14 protein-coding genes, 1 tRNA gene and 2 other RNA genes are annotated in these 16,030 nt (G+C 54.2%); 10 read left to right on the top strand and 7 right to left on the bottom strand.

What is annotated here, in order from left to right; all coding sequences use genetic code 11:
- Positions 1–106 precede the first annotated feature (106 nt).
- The 3 genes from ACTJKZ_RS19175 (at position 107) to ACTJKZ_RS19165 (ending at position 3,517) form a co-directional block, all read left to right on the top strand.
- Positions 107–1,447, top strand: a complete 1,341-nt coding sequence (locus ACTJKZ_RS19175; RefSeq protein ID WP_161734173.1) for an aspartate aminotransferase family protein — start codon at positions 107–109, stop codon at positions 1,445–1,447.
- Positions 1,448–1,729: 282 nt separating this feature from the next.
- Positions 1,730–2,347: a superoxide dismutase [Mn] gene (gene sodA / locus ACTJKZ_RS19170; RefSeq protein ID WP_135910493.1), complete on the top strand. Its 618-nt coding sequence runs from the start codon at positions 1,730–1,732 to the stop codon at positions 2,345–2,347.
- A 201-nt stretch (positions 2,348–2,548) separates the two neighbouring features.
- Positions 2,549–3,517, top strand: coding sequence for a VirK/YbjX family protein (locus tag ACTJKZ_RS19165; RefSeq protein ID WP_440829946.1), 969 nt, complete (start codon positions 2,549–2,551; stop codon positions 3,515–3,517).
- 8 nt (positions 3,518–3,525) lie between these two features.
- Here ACTJKZ_RS19165 and ACTJKZ_RS19160 read toward each other — a convergent pair whose 3' ends face one another.
- The 6 genes from ACTJKZ_RS19160 to ACTJKZ_RS19135 form a co-directional block, all read right to left on the bottom strand.
- Positions 3,526–3,888 carry a YibL family ribosome-associated protein gene (locus tag ACTJKZ_RS19160; RefSeq protein WP_013359626.1) on the bottom strand — a complete coding sequence of 121 codons (363 nt, stop codon included), beginning with the start codon at positions 3,886–3,888 and terminating at the stop codon, positions 3,526–3,528.
- Between the two features lie 103 nt (positions 3,889–3,991).
- Positions 3,992–4,585, bottom strand: a complete 594-nt coding sequence (gene mtlR / locus ACTJKZ_RS19155) for a mannitol operon repressor MtlR (protein ID WP_202604956.1) — start codon at positions 4,583–4,585, stop codon at positions 3,992–3,994.
- 16 nt (positions 4,586–4,601) lie between these two features.
- Positions 4,602–5,750 (bottom strand): mannitol-1-phosphate 5-dehydrogenase, encoded by a 1,149-nt coding sequence (mtlD, locus tag ACTJKZ_RS19150; protein WP_253420635.1) that lies wholly within the window; start codon positions 5,748–5,750, stop codon positions 4,602–4,604.
- A 96-nt stretch (positions 5,751–5,846) separates the two neighbouring features.
- A complete protein-coding gene (locus tag ACTJKZ_RS19145) occupies positions 5,847–7,781 on the bottom strand; it encodes a PTS mannitol transporter subunit IICBA (protein ID WP_285086826.1) in 1,935 nt (644 codons plus the stop codon).
- 433 nt (positions 7,782–8,214) lie between these two features.
- Positions 8,215–8,931 carry a DUF3053 domain-containing protein gene (locus tag ACTJKZ_RS19140; RefSeq protein ID WP_161734180.1) on the bottom strand — a complete coding sequence of 239 codons (717 nt, stop codon included), beginning with the start codon at positions 8,929–8,931 and terminating at the stop codon, positions 8,215–8,217.
- 225 nt (positions 8,932–9,156) lie between these two features.
- Positions 9,157–10,755 carry a gamma-glutamyltransferase family protein gene (locus tag ACTJKZ_RS19135; protein WP_440829945.1) on the bottom strand — a complete coding sequence of 533 codons (1,599 nt, stop codon included), beginning with the start codon at positions 10,753–10,755 and terminating at the stop codon, positions 9,157–9,159.
- Positions 10,756–11,491: 736 nt separating this feature from the next.
- On the opposite strand from ACTJKZ_RS19135, the gene ACTJKZ_RS19130 reads away from it, so the two are divergent.
- Positions 11,492–11,788 carry an HTH-type transcriptional regulator gene (locus tag ACTJKZ_RS19130; protein WP_010257438.1) on the top strand — a complete coding sequence of 99 codons (297 nt, stop codon included), beginning with the start codon at positions 11,492–11,494 and terminating at the stop codon, positions 11,786–11,788.
- Between the two features lie 41 nt (positions 11,789–11,829).
- Here the strand turns inward: ACTJKZ_RS19130 and ACTJKZ_RS19125 are convergent, their stop codons facing one another.
- The gene (locus ACTJKZ_RS19125) at positions 11,830–12,423 is read right to left on the bottom strand and encodes an HD domain-containing protein (RefSeq protein WP_161734184.1); all 594 of its coding nucleotides are present in this window, start codon (positions 12,421–12,423) and stop codon (positions 11,830–11,832) included.
- Between the two features lie 62 nt (positions 12,424–12,485).
- Between ACTJKZ_RS19125 and ACTJKZ_RS19120 the strand changes: the two genes are divergently transcribed.
- From ACTJKZ_RS19120 to ACTJKZ_RS19095, 6 genes are all read left to right on the top strand, one after another.
- Positions 12,486–12,950: a MarR family winged helix-turn-helix transcriptional regulator gene (locus ACTJKZ_RS19120; protein WP_161734186.1), complete on the top strand. Its 465-nt coding sequence runs from the start codon at positions 12,486–12,488 to the stop codon at positions 12,948–12,950.
- A gap of 95 nt (positions 12,951–13,045) precedes the next feature.
- Entirely contained in the window at positions 13,046–13,474 is a 429-nt protein-coding gene (locus ACTJKZ_RS19115; RefSeq protein WP_013359635.1) for an organic hydroperoxide resistance protein, read from the top strand.
- Positions 13,475–13,785: 311 nt separating this feature from the next.
- Positions 13,786–15,477 carry a kdo(2)-lipid A phosphoethanolamine 7''-transferase gene (gene eptB / locus ACTJKZ_RS19110; protein ID WP_285086819.1) on the top strand — a complete coding sequence of 564 codons (1,692 nt, stop codon included), beginning with the start codon at positions 13,786–13,788 and terminating at the stop codon, positions 15,475–15,477.
- Between the two features lie 125 nt (positions 15,478–15,602).
- Positions 15,603–15,679: transfer RNA gene (locus ACTJKZ_RS19105), tRNA-Pro, on the top strand.
- A 33-nt stretch (positions 15,680–15,712) separates the two neighbouring features.
- A non-coding RNA gene (locus ACTJKZ_RS19100) (RtT sRNA) lies at positions 15,713–15,842 on the top strand.
- Between the two features lie 32 nt (positions 15,843–15,874).
- Positions 15,875–16,004: non-coding RNA, RtT sRNA (locus ACTJKZ_RS19095), on the top strand.
- Positions 16,005–16,030 lie beyond the last annotated feature (26 nt).

The raw sequence follows: 16,030 nt of genomic DNA, 5'->3' as shown, positions 1-16,030 counted from the left end.
GTCATGTGTATTTTATTGCGTTTGTGTATTTGGTTGCATTTTAGATTCAGGCAGGCATGATACAGGGGTCAGCTCTTCCTCCTTCATCCTTGTCACGGGAGTCATTATGGCCACGCGTTCCACCATTATGGATACCAACAGTTTCCGCGCCGAACATGCCGATGCGCTCGACAGCGAGACGCGCAAACTGACCGATAAACGCAGCAAAGTGCTTGGCGAATCCTATCGCCTGTTCTATCGCAAACCGGTTCATCTGGTGCGGGGTGAAGGGCAATATCTGTGGGATGCGGCGGGCGATAAATATCTCGACGTCTACAACAATGTGGCGAGCATCGGCCATTGCCATCCGGCCGTGATTGAAGCGGTGACGCAGCAGATGAAAATGCTGAACACCCACACCCGTTACCTGCATGAAAATATTCTCGACTACAGCGAAGCGCTGCTGGCGACCACGCCTGCGGCGATCGATCGCGCGATGTATATGTGCACCGGCTCTGAAGCCAATGACCTTGCTATCCGCGTGGCGCGTGCTTTCAGCGGCGGTACCGGAATTATCGTCAGTAAAGAGGCCTATCACGGTACCAGCGAGCTGACCTCCGGCGCTTCTCCGGCGCTGGGCAGTGGACAGCCGCTGTCGCCTACCACGCGGCTGGTGATGCCACCGGATGCGTATCGTGTGGATGCGCCGGACCTGGGCGACTGGTTCGCTGATCAGATTCAGCAGCAGATTGATGATATGACGGCGCACGGCATTAAATTTGCCGGTTTCCTGGCGGACTCGATCTTCTCCTCCGACGGAGTTCTGCCCAATCCGCGTGGCTTCCTGAAAAAAGCGGTCGGGGTGGTGCATGCCAATGGCGGCATCTTTATTGCCGATGAAGTGCAGCCTGGCTTTGGCCGTACCGGCGACGCCTTCTGGGGCTTTGGCCGCCATGATGTGGTGCCTGATGTGATTACTACCGGCAAGCCGATGGGCAATGGCATTCCGGTGTCCGGGCTGCTGGCAAAAAGCGAGGTGCTGGCCGCCTTCAGTGACTCGATTCCCTATTTCAATACCTTTGGTGGCAATCCGGTTGCGATGGCGGCGGCGCAGGCTGTTCTGAACGTGATCACCGAAGAGGGATTACAGGAACACAGCCGCGTGGTCGGCGCGAAGCTGCTGGCGGAGTTGCGGACCCTGATGGATCGCTATGAGTGCGTGGGCGATGTGCGCGGTGCCGGGCTGTTTATCGGCTTCGAACTGGTCACCGATCGTCACAGCAAAACGCCGGACAAAACCCTGGCGCTGAACCTGATCGAGAAGCTGCGTGAACATCGTGTGCTGACCTCGGTCGCTGGCCCGTATGGGAATGTACTGAAACTGCGTCCGCCATTGGCTTTCCAGGAAAGCGACATCGACTGGCTGGCTGGTGCACTCGACAACTCCCTGCGCGAGCTGGGTCAGTAACGCGCAGGGCAGGGCAGATGCGGCGTCCGGGTGGAATGCATGCCCGCTTGCAGTCTGGCTCAGGCCTGCCGCGCGCCCTGTCAGATGGGGCAAAAAAGGGAGAGCCAGCAGCAGCATGCTGTAAAAACAACGGGTTGCTTTTGCCGGATTTCTCAAATCCTTATGGTTAATAGGGCATTGATTACCCTTTTACGCTACATGAATTTAACTATAATGATTCGACTGCTTACGCGGCACGCCCCGAATTCGTCGTGCTGCTCACACTAAATGGAGAGGAAGAACATGAGTTATTCACTGCCATCCCTGCCTTACGCATACGACGCACTGGAACCGCATTTCGACAAGCAGACGATGGAGATCCATCACACTAAACACCACCAGACCTACGTGAACAACGCGAACGCGGCGCTGGAAGGTACTGAATTTGCTAATCTGCCGGTAGAAGAGCTGATCACCAAACTGGATCAGCTGCCAGCAGACAAAAAAGGCCCACTGCGTAACAACGCAGGCGGCCACGCTAACCACAGCCTGTTCTGGAAAGGCCTGAAAACCGGCACCACGCTGCAGGGCGACCTGAAAGCGGCTATCGAGAAAGATTTTGGTAGCGTGGAAAAATTCCAGGAAGAGTTCGAGAAAGCTGCCGCCACCCGTTTCGGTTCTGGCTGGGCATGGCTGGTTAAGAAAGGCGACAAACTGGCTGTGGTTTCAACCGCAAACCAGGACAACCCACTGATGGGCGAAGCGGTTGCCGGCGTTTCTGGCTTCCCGATCATCGGTCTGGATGTATGGGAGCACGCTTACTATCTGAAATATCAGAACAAGCGCCCTGACTACATCAAAGCGTTCTGGAACGTGGTTAACTGGGACGAAGCGGCAGCCCGCTTCGCGTCTGCTAAATAAGTTAACCAAACGTAAACGTAATGAAGATAAACCGGTGAAATCTATTTCGCCGGTTTTTTTTGTCCTTATTTTGTGCATTGCCAAAAGGAAATGAAAATCGTCAGTTATCGGTTTTAATGTTATTCCACATTAACTTTTCGTTGATATTGGCTATGTTATGTTCGGTGACATTCCTGCTTAACTCACTGTGTGTCGCTGACTATGTCAATTATAACTACTCACGAAAATACGACCGAATCCTCTGCTTCACTTTTTTTCCAGTTAATCAGTGGCAAATACATTCCGGATAAACTCTGGAACAGTAAACGTTTCCGTCTGAAATTTGTGTTAAGAACCTTGATATCGCCGCTGACCACGCTGCATTATCTGGATGCGCTGTCGCATCTGCCGCAACTTCCTTTGCTGATGAGTACCCAGGGATTGCTGCCAGCCAAGCTGCACCGGCCCTATCTGCGTTCAGGTATGAGCATTGCTGCGCGTGCGCAGGCGATTCTCGACCACTACACGCTCATGAACAATCTCGAAAATCCTATGCTGCGTCAGCTGCTGCAGAGCGCTTCAGATAATCCGCTGGCCGCGCTGACCGGAAAAAATGGTGAGGCCTTTTTACTCTCCTGCAGTTCCGGTTATTTTGATCGTGAAGGGGAAGTGACGATGGTATTACGTTATAACGACGAGATTATTGCTTCACTTTCTTTTTCGATTATCAACGAGAATAACCAACGCACCTTATTAATTGGCGGATTACAGGGGCCGCGAAAACATATTAATAATGAGATGATCCGCGAGGCGACCAAAGCGGCTCACGGTCTCTTCCCGAAACGCCTGTTAATGGAAGCGGTATTTATTGTGGCGAAACAGTGCGGCGTGGAAAGTATTCAGGCGGTAGGCGATGAGACGCATGTATTCCGCAGCCTGCGTTATCGCCACAGCAAAGGGGATAAGTTCTTTGCCAGCTACAGTGAATTCTGGCTGTCGCTGAGTGGTGAAGCGCGCAGGGATGGGATGTTTACGCTGCCGCTGAGTCTGCCGCGTAAAACGCTGGAGGAAATTGCCAGTAAGAAGCGGGCAGAGTATCGCCGCCGTTATGAACTGCTGGATGCGCTGGCGGAGCAGGTTTATGCCGCCGCCGGCGAACGCAAAGCCGATGTCGATCAGGCAGCTGCCTGATCGACCCGTCAGAATGCGGTTTTAGCGAAGCCCGTCATCGCTTTCAGACCCATCTCACGTCCCAGCGCGGTCATTGGATGCACCACCACCAGGCCGCGCACGCTTTTCTTCAGCGCACCCAGATTTGCCTGCTCTTTTTTGGTAATTTCGCGGCTGAAGCCCATTTTCTGCAGCTTCTGCGCTTCGGCACTCAGTTTTTCAACCCGCTGACCGCGCAGACGCTCAATCTCAATGACCAGCGCTTCTTTCTCTTTCAGCAACGCGCCCAGTTTCTCGACATCACCTGATTCCAGTAACTGCGGCTCTTTGCGGTTCAGTGCGTCCAGCTTATCGCTGAGAAGTTTGATTTCGTTCTTTTCTTGCTCTTTCATGACAACAACTCGTTGAGGAAAACAGGCCAAGGATACACCAAATCTGACGTATATTCCCGGCCAGGTTAAGACGAAAAAGGCGTCGTGATGACGCCTGACAGGATTAGCTACCGGACTTTTTAAACGCCTGCTTCATACTGATGCGGGCGATCAGCTCGGTGAGCGACAGGACCATGGTGGAACGCACCATCTGCAGATAGCGCTGCTGCTGCATGCTGCGCAGCTCAGCATCGTCGGTGTGAAACACCGGCGCAGGTGGCCAGGCGGTCACACAGTGCAGTTCACCAAACGGGCCGAGGATCTCATCGTCGGTGAAACGATAATCGCCGCTGTCGTGATTCAGCTCTTCGCGTAGTGCCAGCAGCAGTTCACCATCTTCATATTCGTGTCGGCTGATCACGCCAAGTCCGTAAATCAGCTTCAGGCGAACCGAGAGTTCGCCCAAAGGACCATCGCCCAGCAGCAGCGGTTCTACCGCATATTTCACTGCATAGTCATCTTTACGAAATACCTGCAGCACCAGCAGATTGACGGCTTCAGCCAATAGCTCAACGGCGGCGATCAGAAAGCTTCTCACCGAACGACCGGCGTTCAGGCGCTCAAGCACCCGGTTCTCAAAAGCCTGCTTCTCTTCCATTATTGCCTGCATGGGTTTAATACCGCCGTCGGGAGCAGGCGAACTGCGCCCGGCTTGCATCACTAACACGCGCGCATTATGCCATAGCGTGCCAGGCGCTCACCACAGAAGCCACCACTTCGCTATCGGCATCCAGCCCTGAAATCTCAGCCAGCGTCGTCTGTGGGCCTTTTTCGGCCAGCAGTGTGGCCAGTTCCTGCGCCTGTGGGTCCTGATCGCTGCGATAGTGCATCGCGGCGGCAATGCCCTGCACCAGGCTGGTGTGCGGTAAACCATATTCCAGCGTGCCCAGCGTCGGCTTGATCAGGCGATCGCCTGCGCTGAGTTTACGCAGCGGCTGACGGCCCACGCGCTCCACATCATCTTTCAGATACGGATTTTCAAATCGACCCAGAATCTTCCGGATGTAGGCCGCATGTTTCTCCGCATCGAAACCGTAACGCTTAATCAGCACCGCGCCGCTCTCTTCCATTGCGCCTTTCACCACGGCCCGGATTTTTTCGTCGAGGATGGCGTCACGAATGGTCTGATGACCGGCCAGCTGGCCGAGGTAGGCGGTAATGGCGTGACCGGTGTTCAGGGTAAAGAGTTTACGCTCAACAAAGGCCATCAGATTATCAGTCAGCTCCATGCCCGGAATGGTCGGCAGGTCGCCTTTAAACTGAGTTTTATCGACGATCCATTCGCTGAAGGTCTCAACGGTCACTTCCAGCGGATCGGTGCTGCCTGCTTCAGACGGGGGCACGATGCGATCGACAGCGGAATCCACAAAGCCGACATGCTGCTCCAGCCAGGCGTGATACTGCTCTGGCAATGCTTTCAGTACGTGCTGTTTCAGCTGGCTGGTGCCGCGTACCATATTTTCGCAGGCGATAATATTTAACGGATGGGTGTTGCCGTTGTCGCTGCGTTTTGCCAGCCCTTTAGCCACACTGCCGGCAATACGCTCCAGAATCTGCGGACCCACCGCGGTGGTGACCAGATCGACCTCTGAAACCAGGGTGATGATCTCATCGCTGGTGCTGTTTACCGCACTGACGCCTTTAACGGTTTCCACTTTGGCCTGCTCGCCAACTACATGAACGGGATACTCATGACGCGCGTTCAGTGCATCCAGCACCGTCTGATTCACATCAGCAAAAACCAGTTCGATACCTGCATCAGCCAGTAATTTGCCGATAAAGCCGCGACCAATGTTTCCTGCTCCGAAATGTAACGCTTTCATAATTTTTGACCCATATCAAATGACGATGGGGCGGGCAAACCCGCCCCAGGAAATCGGGACGGGCATGACCGCCCCAGGGAAAATAATTGCTATAAATTACGCGATTACAGGCTTGCCTGACAGCAGATCCAGCACTTCCTGCACGCTGGTGGTGTTAGCCAGCTTCTCAATCACACTGTCATCATCCAGCGCGTTGGTCAGGCTGGTAATCACCTGGATGTGCTCGTTGTTACGAGCGGCAATACCAATCACCAGTCGCGCCACATCGTCCGGCTCTTCGCCGAACAGGACACCTGCCGGATACTGACAGAACACCACGCCGGTTTTCAGCACGCGATCTTTCGCTTCAACCGTGCCGTGTGGCACTGCGATTGACTCACCCAGATAGGTCGGCGTCAGTTTTTCACGCGCCAGCATCGCATCAATATATTCAGGTTCAACGTAACCGCCCTTCACCAGCTGTTCGCCGGCAAAGCGAATCGCCTGCTCTTTGTTGCTGGCGGTCAGACCGAGGAAGACATTATCTGCGCCCAGTTTAAACAGGTGCGCATTGCCCTCATCGTAGCTGTCTGAGAGCGCGGTGTTCACCGTTTCACGATGCACATCGCTGCGGTTAGCCGCCAACAGACGTTCGGTCAGGGTGCTGTAGAGCGCGCTGTCGAGGAAGTTATTCAGCGAGATATGCTGCGCATGTGGCGCCTGGCGAATCGCGCGTTCAGTCAGGTCACGATGCGTAATCACGAGATCGACATCACCCGGCAGGGCGTTGATCGCGGTGTTGGTTACCGACACATTGCTCAGACCGGCATCCTGCACTTTCTTGCGCAGCACGCCCGCACCCATGGCGCTGGAACCCATACCGGCGTCACAGGCAACGATGATTTTGCGCACGTGATGCAGCTCGACGCTCATGGCATCGCTGGCGACGGCGCCGCCCGCTGTGCTCTGGCCTTTAGACTGCGCTTTCATCTCATGCATGCGCTGGGTCGCGGCTTCAATATCGTCATCTTCTTTGACTTTGCTGGTTTTCAGCAGGATAGCGGACACCACGAAGGAAACGGCGAAGGCTGCAGCAATAGCCGCGATGTTCGCGAAGTAAGCACCTTTTGGTGTCATTGCCAGCACGGCCAGGATAGAACCCGGTGAGGCAGGAGAGACCAGGCCACCGTTCAGCACGGTCAGCGTGAAGACGCCGGTCATACCGCCCAGGATAACCGCCAGCAGCAGGCGAGGGGCCATCAGCACATACGGGAAGTAGATTTCATGGATGCCGCCGAGGAAGTGGATAATTGCTGCACCGCCCGCAGACTGTTTAGCACTGCCACGGCCAAAGAACATGTAGGCCATCAGCACGCCCATACCCGGACCCGGGTTGGCTTCGATCAGGAAGAAGATCGACTTGCCCGCTTCGCTCGCCTGCTGGATGCCCAGCGGTGAGAAGATACCGTGGTTAATGGCGTTGTTCAGGAACAGGATTTTTGCCGGTTCCACGAAGATGGACGTCAGTGGCAGCAGGTTGTTCTGCACCATCAGATTCACGCCCGCGGCGAGAATGTGTGACAGACCTTCAACCAGCGGACCAATCGCCAGGAACGCCAGCAGTGCCAGAATCATCCCGATAATACCGGCCGAGAAGTTGTTAACCAGCATCTCGAAGCCGCTTTTGATTTTGCCGTCAATCGCCCGGTCAAACGACTTAATAGCCCAGCCGCCCAGCGGACCGGCAATCATCGCACCGAGGAACATCGGCATATCCGCACCGACAATCACACCCATGGTCGTAATCGCGCCGACCACGCCACCGCGATCGCCGCCTACCAGACGCCCACCGGTAAAACCGATCAGCAGAGGCAGCAGGTAGGTGATCATCGGGCCAACCAGTTTGGCCAGCGTTTCGTTAGGGATCCAGCCAGTTGGAATAAACAGTGCAGTGATGATACCCCAGGCGATAAACGCCCCGATGTTCGGCATCACCATATTACTCAGAAAGCGACCAAAGCTCTGTACTTTGACCTTCACTGATGAGGACATAAACCCACCCCTTATTGAGACGCGCTGCAATAGGAGAGCGCGCTTGTTTTTGTTTAGCCACCCCGACTCACAGCCGGTGGTATTACTGTATGCACGCGGACTCTATCACGCGAATTTGACGCTGCGTAGCGCATGGAGCAAGTGTGATCTACATCACGGATTAAGGGTGGTGACAGGGGTGATTTGCGTGACTGTGATCACAATTTTATCGGAGTTAAGGCCTGTTTTGCCTGGATTTTGGTCGGGCGGGCAGGTTATCTGTGAGATGAATCACACTTAGCTGCAGGGTGTTTGTTATATAAATGTGACTTAGATCACAAACTATTTTTGGTCGAAAATGCGCCAGATCACACTTCATTATCCAGTTAACAGTAAGGGTGATGAAAAGGGGAATGAGGCGGGCAGACGAATGACGCCTGCCCGTTAAAGGATTTTACTGCAGACCACCCTGGACGGCGGCCTGGGCCTGAGGAAGCGCCTGTGCATTGGCTGATAAGGTGCTCATCAGCGCGTTATATTGTGAAGCCTGATCCTGCGTCGGGAACTGCACGCCGCCATCATTGAAGCTGACACGGTTTCCCTGCGTTTGCAGGAAATCGCCAGTCTGTACGGCACCCTGGCTCAGCGCCTGGAGTTTTGGCAGCAGCGGAATCAGCTGATTGGCGGGCACCGTCACCACTTTGTTGTAGGCGGTGTCATAGACTTTTTTCAGGTCATCCGGCTGCTTCAGGGCCGCTTTGCTGCTGTCCGCCTGCATTTTTGCACTTTCAATCTGCTGGGTAACGATCACCAGTGCGCTGTTCGCCTGACGCAGGGAATCACGACGGCTCAGATAATCCTGCGGAACGCGAATGGCCGAAAGTTCATCCACCACCGGACGCATACCCTGCTCAACGGCTTTGTTCGCCTGCTGCGAGAAGCCATACATGATGGCGTAATCGCTGGCGAAGTTGCCAAAGCTCTGCTTCTGGTTCTCGCTGAGGCTGGGCAGATGTTCGCCGCTGCGCATGACGGTGTTCTGGAGGAAATCGATAAATGCTTTGCGCTGCTCGCCTTCTTTATCACCGCACGCGGTGAGTTGCAGCACAATCAGCGCGCCAGCGAGCATCATGCCGCCGCGTGCCATAAGGCGTGTAAGTCCTGAAACCATGGGTTCAACTCCTGTCGGTGATACTGTCGGATGTCCAGGTAAGAATGGCCTAAAGAATAGAACAAACCCGCGTCACGGCACAATGTGAAACAACCTGTGAAACAGATGCTTTCTGAAACACCGGTTAAAGAACGGGATTATCTGCACGTCAGAACGCACTATGATCCCTGCCATCGCTGGCTTAGGCGTGACGATTAAAGAGGCATGTAGCGGCCTGGCGTGGCCTTAAAACACCACCGCCTGACCATCTTTGCGACTCTCGCTGGCGGCGATATAGAAGCCCTGCGGATCGCGTACGATTGCCTGCGCGCCACCAAAATTGTAATTGCTCAGGGGATCTTCCAGCACCACATTGTGCCCCATACGGCGCAGGGTGCTCAGGGTATTGCGATCGAGAGTGGATTCGAACACTACCTCGCGTCCCTGTACCACGCGCCAGCGCGGCGCATCAATTGCGGCCTGTGGATTCTGCCGATGCAGCATAATCCGCAGCGCCAGCTGAACGTGTCCCTGCGCCTGCATCGGGCCGCCCATCACGCCAAACGCCATCATCGGCTGGCCCTGCTGATCCCGCGCAAAGGCTGGAATGATGGTATGAAACGGCCGCTTACCGCCCGCCACAACGTTGGGATGCTCCGGGTCGAGTGAAAAGCCCGCGCCACGATTCTGCAGGCTGATGCCGGTATCGGGTACGACCACGCCGGATCCAAAGCCCATGTAATTGGACTGGATGAAAGAGACCATCATGCCGCTGGCATCCGCTGCCGCGACATACACCGTGCCGCTTTGCTGCGGTGATCCAAAGCGGAAATCTCCTGCTTTATCAGGGTCGATTAATGCTGCCCGCTGGCGGATGTACTCTTTGCTCAGCAGTAACTCAGCCGGAAATTCGAGGTGATCCTCGTCGGTGACATAACGGTCCAGATCAACCAGTGCCAGTTTCATCGCCTCAATAGAAAGATGCAGCCACTGCGGTGAATCAGGTTCATAACGATTGATCTCCCACGCTTCCAGAATGCCGAGCGCAATTAAGGTCGCAATCCCCTGACCATTCGGCGGCAGCTCCTGCACCGATCCCCCGGCAAACGGACGCGAGAGCAGGGTCACCCAGTCGGCGCGATGGTTTTTCAAATCCTCCAGCGTCAGCGCCGCGTTATGTTCACGGGCGAAGGCTGTCATCTTTTGCGCCAGTGCGCCGCGGTAAAAGCTTTCGCCCCTGGTCTCAGCGATTTCCTGCAGGGTGCGGGCCTGCGCCGGGTTGCGGAATAGCTCGCCAGCACGAGGCGGACGACCCTGCGGCGCAAAGCAGTCGCTGAAGCCAGGTTGATCCCGCAGCTTGTCATAGCCGCGCTGCCACAGCTGACCAATCAGCGGTGAAACCGGAAAGCCGTCGCGCGCATAGTCAATTGCCGGTTGCGCCAGGGTGGTCAGCGGTAAGGTGCCGAAGCGCTGCGCCAGCGTCACCCACGCCGAGACGGCCCCTGGCACAGTGACGGATTCCCAGCCGGTTTCAGGCATCGCACTAAAACTGGCAAAGCGTTCGGGATGCCACGCGGCTGGCGATCGGCCTGAGGCGTTTAAGCCATGCAGCGCGCTGCCGTCCCAGACAATGGCAAACGCATCGCTGCCGATGCCGTTTCCGGTTGGCTCCAGCACGGTTAAGGCGATGGCAGTGGCGATAGCCGCATCCACAGCGTTACCACCCTGTTGCAGCATACGTAAACCCGCCTGTGCCGCCAGCGGTTGCGAGGTTGCAACGGCATTACGACCCATCATCGGTACACGATGAGAAGGGTATCCGACGTTAAAATCTGTTTCACGCATCGCTTTTCCTTAAAGAGTTCACGAGTGAATTTTTCCGTCGTCAGTACGCGATTAATTAACAGCTGCACGTTTAGCGCGCAAAGGGCTCGCTTTTAGCCGCCAGCTGCACCGTTATGAGGCGTCAGCCGTTTCGTTAGGGTGACTGCTGATTTATCTGACGATATCGGGACGTTCAGAATAAAAGATTTCCCTGCACCGCACTGTGAGCCGCCGCGCGCCAGGATTCAGGCCTCAACCAGGACTATTCTTAATTTAATAAGAACAGTGAATATATGTGTTCAGGAAGTAAACCATTGGCGTATATTTTGCACTCACTACCTGAAGAGGTGTATTGCCTCACAGAAATGAGAATATGCCAGCAAAAAGCTTGATGGCATCCACATAAATAGCAAACACCATTTGATTTTTTTGCCCACACCGAAGGCACAAAATTCAACTGCCTCAGCGGGTTAGAGGTGCTGGAACTTTTCCGGCAAACCATAGTGAAAAAAATAATTATAAATTGCGCGGCAAATAGTCAGGTCTCTATCCATACTTAGTCTCCCGGCATTTGTTGCATTGATCTGACATCTTTAAAGCAGTGCACCGCAGGCTGTGTCCCGTAATGGTTTCTCTCATAACAAAAATAAACCCTTGCGGGATCCAGCCTGAAACAGGCCCGGTTTCAGAGTCCTGACTTCAGGCTCGTACCTCTCTACTTTCACGTGCTTCATAGCGAGTTTTTAAGGAGTTCTCTATGGAATTAAAAGACCCGATGTTTGAATTGCTCAGCAGCCTTGAGCAGATTGTTTTGACACGTGATGATCGCGCCGCCGAGTTACTTATTCAGCGTCAGCAACCCGCCCAGCCAGAGCCGCAGCGTCTGCGTGAAATGACCGGCATGCAGGTTGATGAGTTTGCAAAAGTAATGGGCGTGAGCGTTTCTTCCGTGAAAAGCTGGGAAGCCCGGCGTACCCGTCCTTCCGCGACGGCGCAGAAATTGATGAAGTTATTACATGCCAATCCCTATCTGGGACGGCAGTTGCTTGAATAAACTGATATCACGAAAAGAACCCGCCGCTGGCGGGTTTTTTATTAGCGTAATTCGCTGTATTTAGCCGCCTGTCTGGCAAACCAGCTCTCCGGCACGCTATAGGGCGGCTCCCGCAACTGTGCGAGTCCGCTTTCAATAATCATTGAAGCCTGCTGCCATAACTGCGCATCTCCCTGCTTCAGCAACGCAATCTGTATTTGCTTTTCAACCAGGTAGACCCGCGCAAAGTCGGGATCAAACCGCACAATCGCGCGGGTGTTATCGATGATGTCAGCCAGTTTGATGGTTTGTGCCTCAGGACTGGCGCTGGCTGTATGGCGGAAGTGCGCCAGTTTACGGGCCGTCCGATTTTTTGCCCCAGCGGGTGCGCTGTTGGTCAGCATTTCTACCAGGCTTGCCACGCGCGTACCAAAGTGGGTTTCGATATCGCTCTGTGTGGTTGCGGTATCTTCCACGGTATCGTGCAGCCAGGCCGCCGCTAACAACGCATCGTCATGGCTGACGCTGCGCACCAGTTCCACCACCGCTGCCGGATGAACAATATAAGGCTCATCGGTATATTTGCGGCGCTGTCCGGCACTGGCATGTGCCTCGGTGGCGAAGCGACGCGCCTGTTCTTCCAGTGAATCCTGCATGCCTTTCCCCCTGACAAAAAGTTTGCTTGCAATTATCTAGCGCGCTATCTATATTATTAACCATGAACTGTGATCAAGATGACAAAAAAGTGAAAACGATGCCACTGTTGGTCGATCAGCACCTCTGCTTTGCGCTTTATTCTGCCAACCTGGCGATGAATAAAGTCTATCGTCAGTTGCTGAGCCAGCTCGACATCACCTATCCTCAATATCTGGTCATGCTGGTGTTGTGGCAGAAAGATGATGTCACGGTGTCAGAGATTGGCGAGCAGCTTTTTTTAGACTCTGCAACATTAACGCCACTTCTGAAGCGGCTGGAAAGTGCAGGCCTGATTAACCGGCAGCGAACCCGTCAGGATGAACGCCAGGTTGCGGTGACGCTGACCGACGCTGGACAGGCGTTACGGGCCAGGGCTGAAGCCATTCCTGAAGCGGTTAAGTGTGCCACAGCCTGTGATGATGACGCTCTGCTGGCGCTGAAATTACAGCTGGATGGGTTGCGAGATAACCTGAATCGATCACGATAAGTATTGCCGACGGATGCGCTGCATCCGTTGAACCTCACCGCCTGCTTACAGTTAAATAAGTAGCAGGCGATTAAATAGCGTAACGGAGAAATGTCATGTCTTTAGAACAAGTGGTTTACCGCGCCAAAGCCAAAGCAACCGGTGGTCGTGATGGTCGCGCAACCTCTTCTGACGGTGTACTGGACGTTAAACTGGGCGTGCCAAAAGAGATGGGCGGTGCAGGCGGCGAAGTGACTAACCCTGAGCAGCTATTTGCTGCAGGCTACTCTGCCTGCTTCCTGGGCGCGATGAAGTTTGTTGCAGGCCGCGACAAAATCGCAATGCCAAAAGATGCGTGGATTGAAGGTGAAGTCGGTATCGGTCCGATCCCTGACGGCTTTGGTATCGAAGCCACGCTGAACATCCATCTGCCAGAGATGGATGAAGCAGAAGCACAGAAGCTGGTTGATGCGGCGCATATCGTTTGTCCTTATTCAAACGCTACCCGCAACAATATCGACGTCACGCTGAACATCATTCGCTAAGCGTACTGCGGGCCTGACACCATCAGGCCCGCATTTTTTTACATCCTCTCTCCTGCTGTTTTCTGCGTCAGTCAGCCAACAGCTACTGTCAGCCGTGTACAAAAAATGTGCTAATCAGGTCGACAAAGATTATTTTCTGGTCTATCAAACGCGGCCATGTTTTACTGAGCCACCTTGCGTTATAGCCAGTAAATCCGTTCAGAATTTTCCTTCATCTTGTCCGGTCCGCTTATTCAGCGAACTCTGCCGGGTTTTGGCAGTCACATAAAAGATTTGGTCAAGCGCTTCACACCGGAGAAACCCCTTTTTTCATGAATTATATTAAAACCCTGACCCAGCAGAAGTTATCGCTATTGCTGGCGCTCTACCTCGGTATTTTGCTGAACTTACCGATTTTCTATCGTCGTTTTGACGGTTTTCTCAGGCAATCCACGGTAACGAACTGGCTCACTGCCGTTACCGAGGTGGTTGCTATTGTGCTACTGACGTTCTTCCTGATGCGTCTGCTGTCGCTAGGCGGAAAGTGGTTTTATCGCGTGCTGGCCACGCTGATTGTTCTGATATCTGTTGCCGCCGCCTATTACATGGCGTTTTTTAACGTCGTGATTGGCTACGGTATTGTGGCGTCGGTGATGACGACCGATACCGATCTTTCTAAAGAAGTGGTTGGCTACCATTTCATCCTGTGGATGGTGCTGGTCAGCGCGCTGCCGCTGCTGATGATCTGGCGCAACAGGCTGAGCATGACGCTGAACGAGCAGCTGCGTACGCCAGGACAGCGCCTGAAACCGACCCTGATTATGCTGCTCTGTGTAGCTCTGGTCTGGCTGCCGATCCGTTATTTCGACAAGCTGCAGAAGCATAATGAAGAGATTACTAACATCGATCTGCCGAGCTACGGCGGTGTGGTCGCCCACTCGTATCTGCCTTCTAACTGGCTGGCGGCTGTAGGTCTGTTTGCCTGGACTCGCGTGGATGAGTCGCTGCAAAGCGAGGAACTGCTGGATCCGGCGAAGAAGTTTACCTACGTTGCGCCTGCCGGCCTGGATGACACCTATGTGGTGTTTGTGATTGGCGAAACCACCCGCTGGGATCACATGGGGATGCTGGGTTATGAGCGCGACACGACGCCTAAGCTGTCGAAAGAGAAGAATCTGGTCGCGTTCCGCGGCGAGTCCTGTGATACCGCGACTAAGCTGTCGCTGCGCTGCATGTTCGTGCGCGAAGGCGGCACCATGGATAACCCTGGCCGCACGCTGAAAGAGCAGAATGTGTTTGCGGTGATGAAAGAGCTGGGCTTCACCTCTGAGCTGTTTGCGATGCAGAGCGAAGTCTGGTTCTACGACAACATCAATGCCAACAACTTTGCCTTCCGTGAGCAGATTGGTTCAGAAAAGCGTAATCAGGGTAAATCGGTAGACGACATGCTGCTGGTGCCGGAGATGAAAGCGTCACTGGATCGTTTCCCGAAAGGTAAGCATCTGGTGGTGTTGCACACCAAAGGTTCACACTATCTTTATTCACAGCGTTATCCGCGCAGCTTCGCGAAGTATCAGCCAGAGTGTATGGGCGTCGACGAGACCTGCAGTAAAGCGCAGCTGATCAACGCTTATGACAACTCAGTGCTCTATGTCGATAGCATGCTGGATAGCGTGCTGGATCAACTGCGTGATAAGAAGGCGATCGTTTTCTATGCTGCCGACCACGGTGAGTCGATCAGCGAGAATATGCATCTGCATGGCACGCCGCGTGAGATGGCCCCGCCGGAGCAGTTCCGCGTACCGATGATGGTCTGGGCGTCAGATAAGTATCTGGAAGACAGTCAGAACCGCAGTAACTTCGAACGCCTGCAGGCGCAGCAACGTGTGGGCCGGACCCATCGTCACGTTGAGTTGTTCGATACCATTCTGGGCTGTCTGGGTTATACCTCGCCAGATGGCGGCATTAACCCGGCTAACAACTGGTGTCAGGCACCGGCTAAAAGTCAGGCTAAAGCGCTGTAATAGTGGCCTGAAAGGGACATGCCGGCGATTGATTTCCGGCAACCGCGTGCTTTCCAGGCGATTGACGTCAAAAGCATAAAAAGCGGTTGACGCTGATCGGGGGTAGCAGTAACATGCGCCCCCATCGGCGAGTAGCGCAGCTTGGTAGCGCAACTGGTTTGGGACCAGTGGGTCGGAGGTTCGAATCCTCTCTCGCCGACCATATTTAAGAAACCTGTCTGAAAAGACAGGTTTTTTTTCGTCTGAAGAAAAGAGGATGAGAACCTCCGAAGGAGGTTTGAGCCGAGCGTAGCGAGACAACGTTGCTTCAGCAACGGCCCGAAGGGCGCTGCTCGCAGAGCAGAGTCATCCTCTCTCGCCGACCATATTTAAGAAACCTGTCTGAAAAGACAGGTTTTTTTCATCTGAAGAAAAGAGGATGAGAACCGACAGAGGAGGTTTGAGCCGAGCGTAGCGAGACAACGTTGCTTCAGCAACGGCCCGAAGGGCGCTGCTCGCAGAGCAGAGTCATCCTCTCTCGCCGACCATATTTAAGAAACCTGTCTGAAAAGAC

The organism is Pantoea sp. 22096, assembly GCF_052045955.1.
In the GTDB taxonomy this organism is placed as follows: Bacteria; Pseudomonadota; Gammaproteobacteria; order Enterobacterales; family Enterobacteriaceae; genus Pantoea; species Pantoea alfalfae.
This window is presented reverse-complemented; position numbering and strand designations above follow the sequence as displayed.

Bases quoted from the DNA above. Each gene is read 5' to 3' on its own strand.
- ACTJKZ_RS19165 (WP_440829946.1), top strand. From the start codon at position 2,549: ATGTCAATTATAACTACTCACGAAAATACGACCGAATCCTCTGCTTCA.
- ACTJKZ_RS19175 (WP_161734173.1), top strand. From the start codon at position 107: ATGGCCACGCGTTCCACCATTATGGATACCAACAGTTTCCGCGCCGAA.
- ACTJKZ_RS19130 (WP_010257438.1), top strand. From the start codon at position 11,492: ATGGAATTAAAAGACCCGATGTTTGAATTGCTCAGCAGCCTTGAGCAG.
- sodA (WP_135910493.1), top strand. From the start codon at position 1,730: ATGAGTTATTCACTGCCATCCCTGCCTTACGCATACGACGCACTGGAA.
- mtlD (WP_253420635.1), bottom strand. From the start codon at position 5,750: ATGAAAGCGTTACATTTCGGAGCAGGAAACATTGGTCGCGGCTTTATC.
- ACTJKZ_RS19145 (WP_285086826.1), bottom strand. From the start codon at position 7,781: ATGTCCTCATCAGTGAAGGTCAAAGTACAGAGCTTTGGTCGCTTTCTG.
- ACTJKZ_RS19140 (WP_161734180.1), bottom strand. From the start codon at position 8,931: ATGGTTTCAGGACTTACACGCCTTATGGCACGCGGCGGCATGATGCTC.
- ACTJKZ_RS19125 (WP_161734184.1), bottom strand. From the start codon at position 12,423: ATGCAGGATTCACTGGAAGAACAGGCGCGTCGCTTCGCCACCGAGGCA.
- mtlR (WP_202604956.1), bottom strand. From the start codon at position 4,585: ATGCAAGCCGGGCGCAGTTCGCCTGCTCCCGACGGCGGTATTAAACCC.
- eptB (WP_285086819.1), top strand. From the start codon at position 13,786: ATGAATTATATTAAAACCCTGACCCAGCAGAAGTTATCGCTATTGCTG.
- ACTJKZ_RS19160 (WP_013359626.1), bottom strand. From the start codon at position 3,888: ATGAAAGAGCAAGAAAAGAACGAAATCAAACTTCTCAGCGATAAGCTG.
- ACTJKZ_RS19115 (WP_013359635.1), top strand. From the start codon at position 13,046: ATGTCTTTAGAACAAGTGGTTTACCGCGCCAAAGCCAAAGCAACCGGT.
- ACTJKZ_RS19135 (WP_440829945.1), bottom strand. From the start codon at position 10,755: ATGCGTGAAACAGATTTTAACGTCGGATACCCTTCTCATCGTGTACCG.
- ACTJKZ_RS19120 (WP_161734186.1), top strand. From the start codon at position 12,486: ATGAACTGTGATCAAGATGACAAAAAAGTGAAAACGATGCCACTGTTG.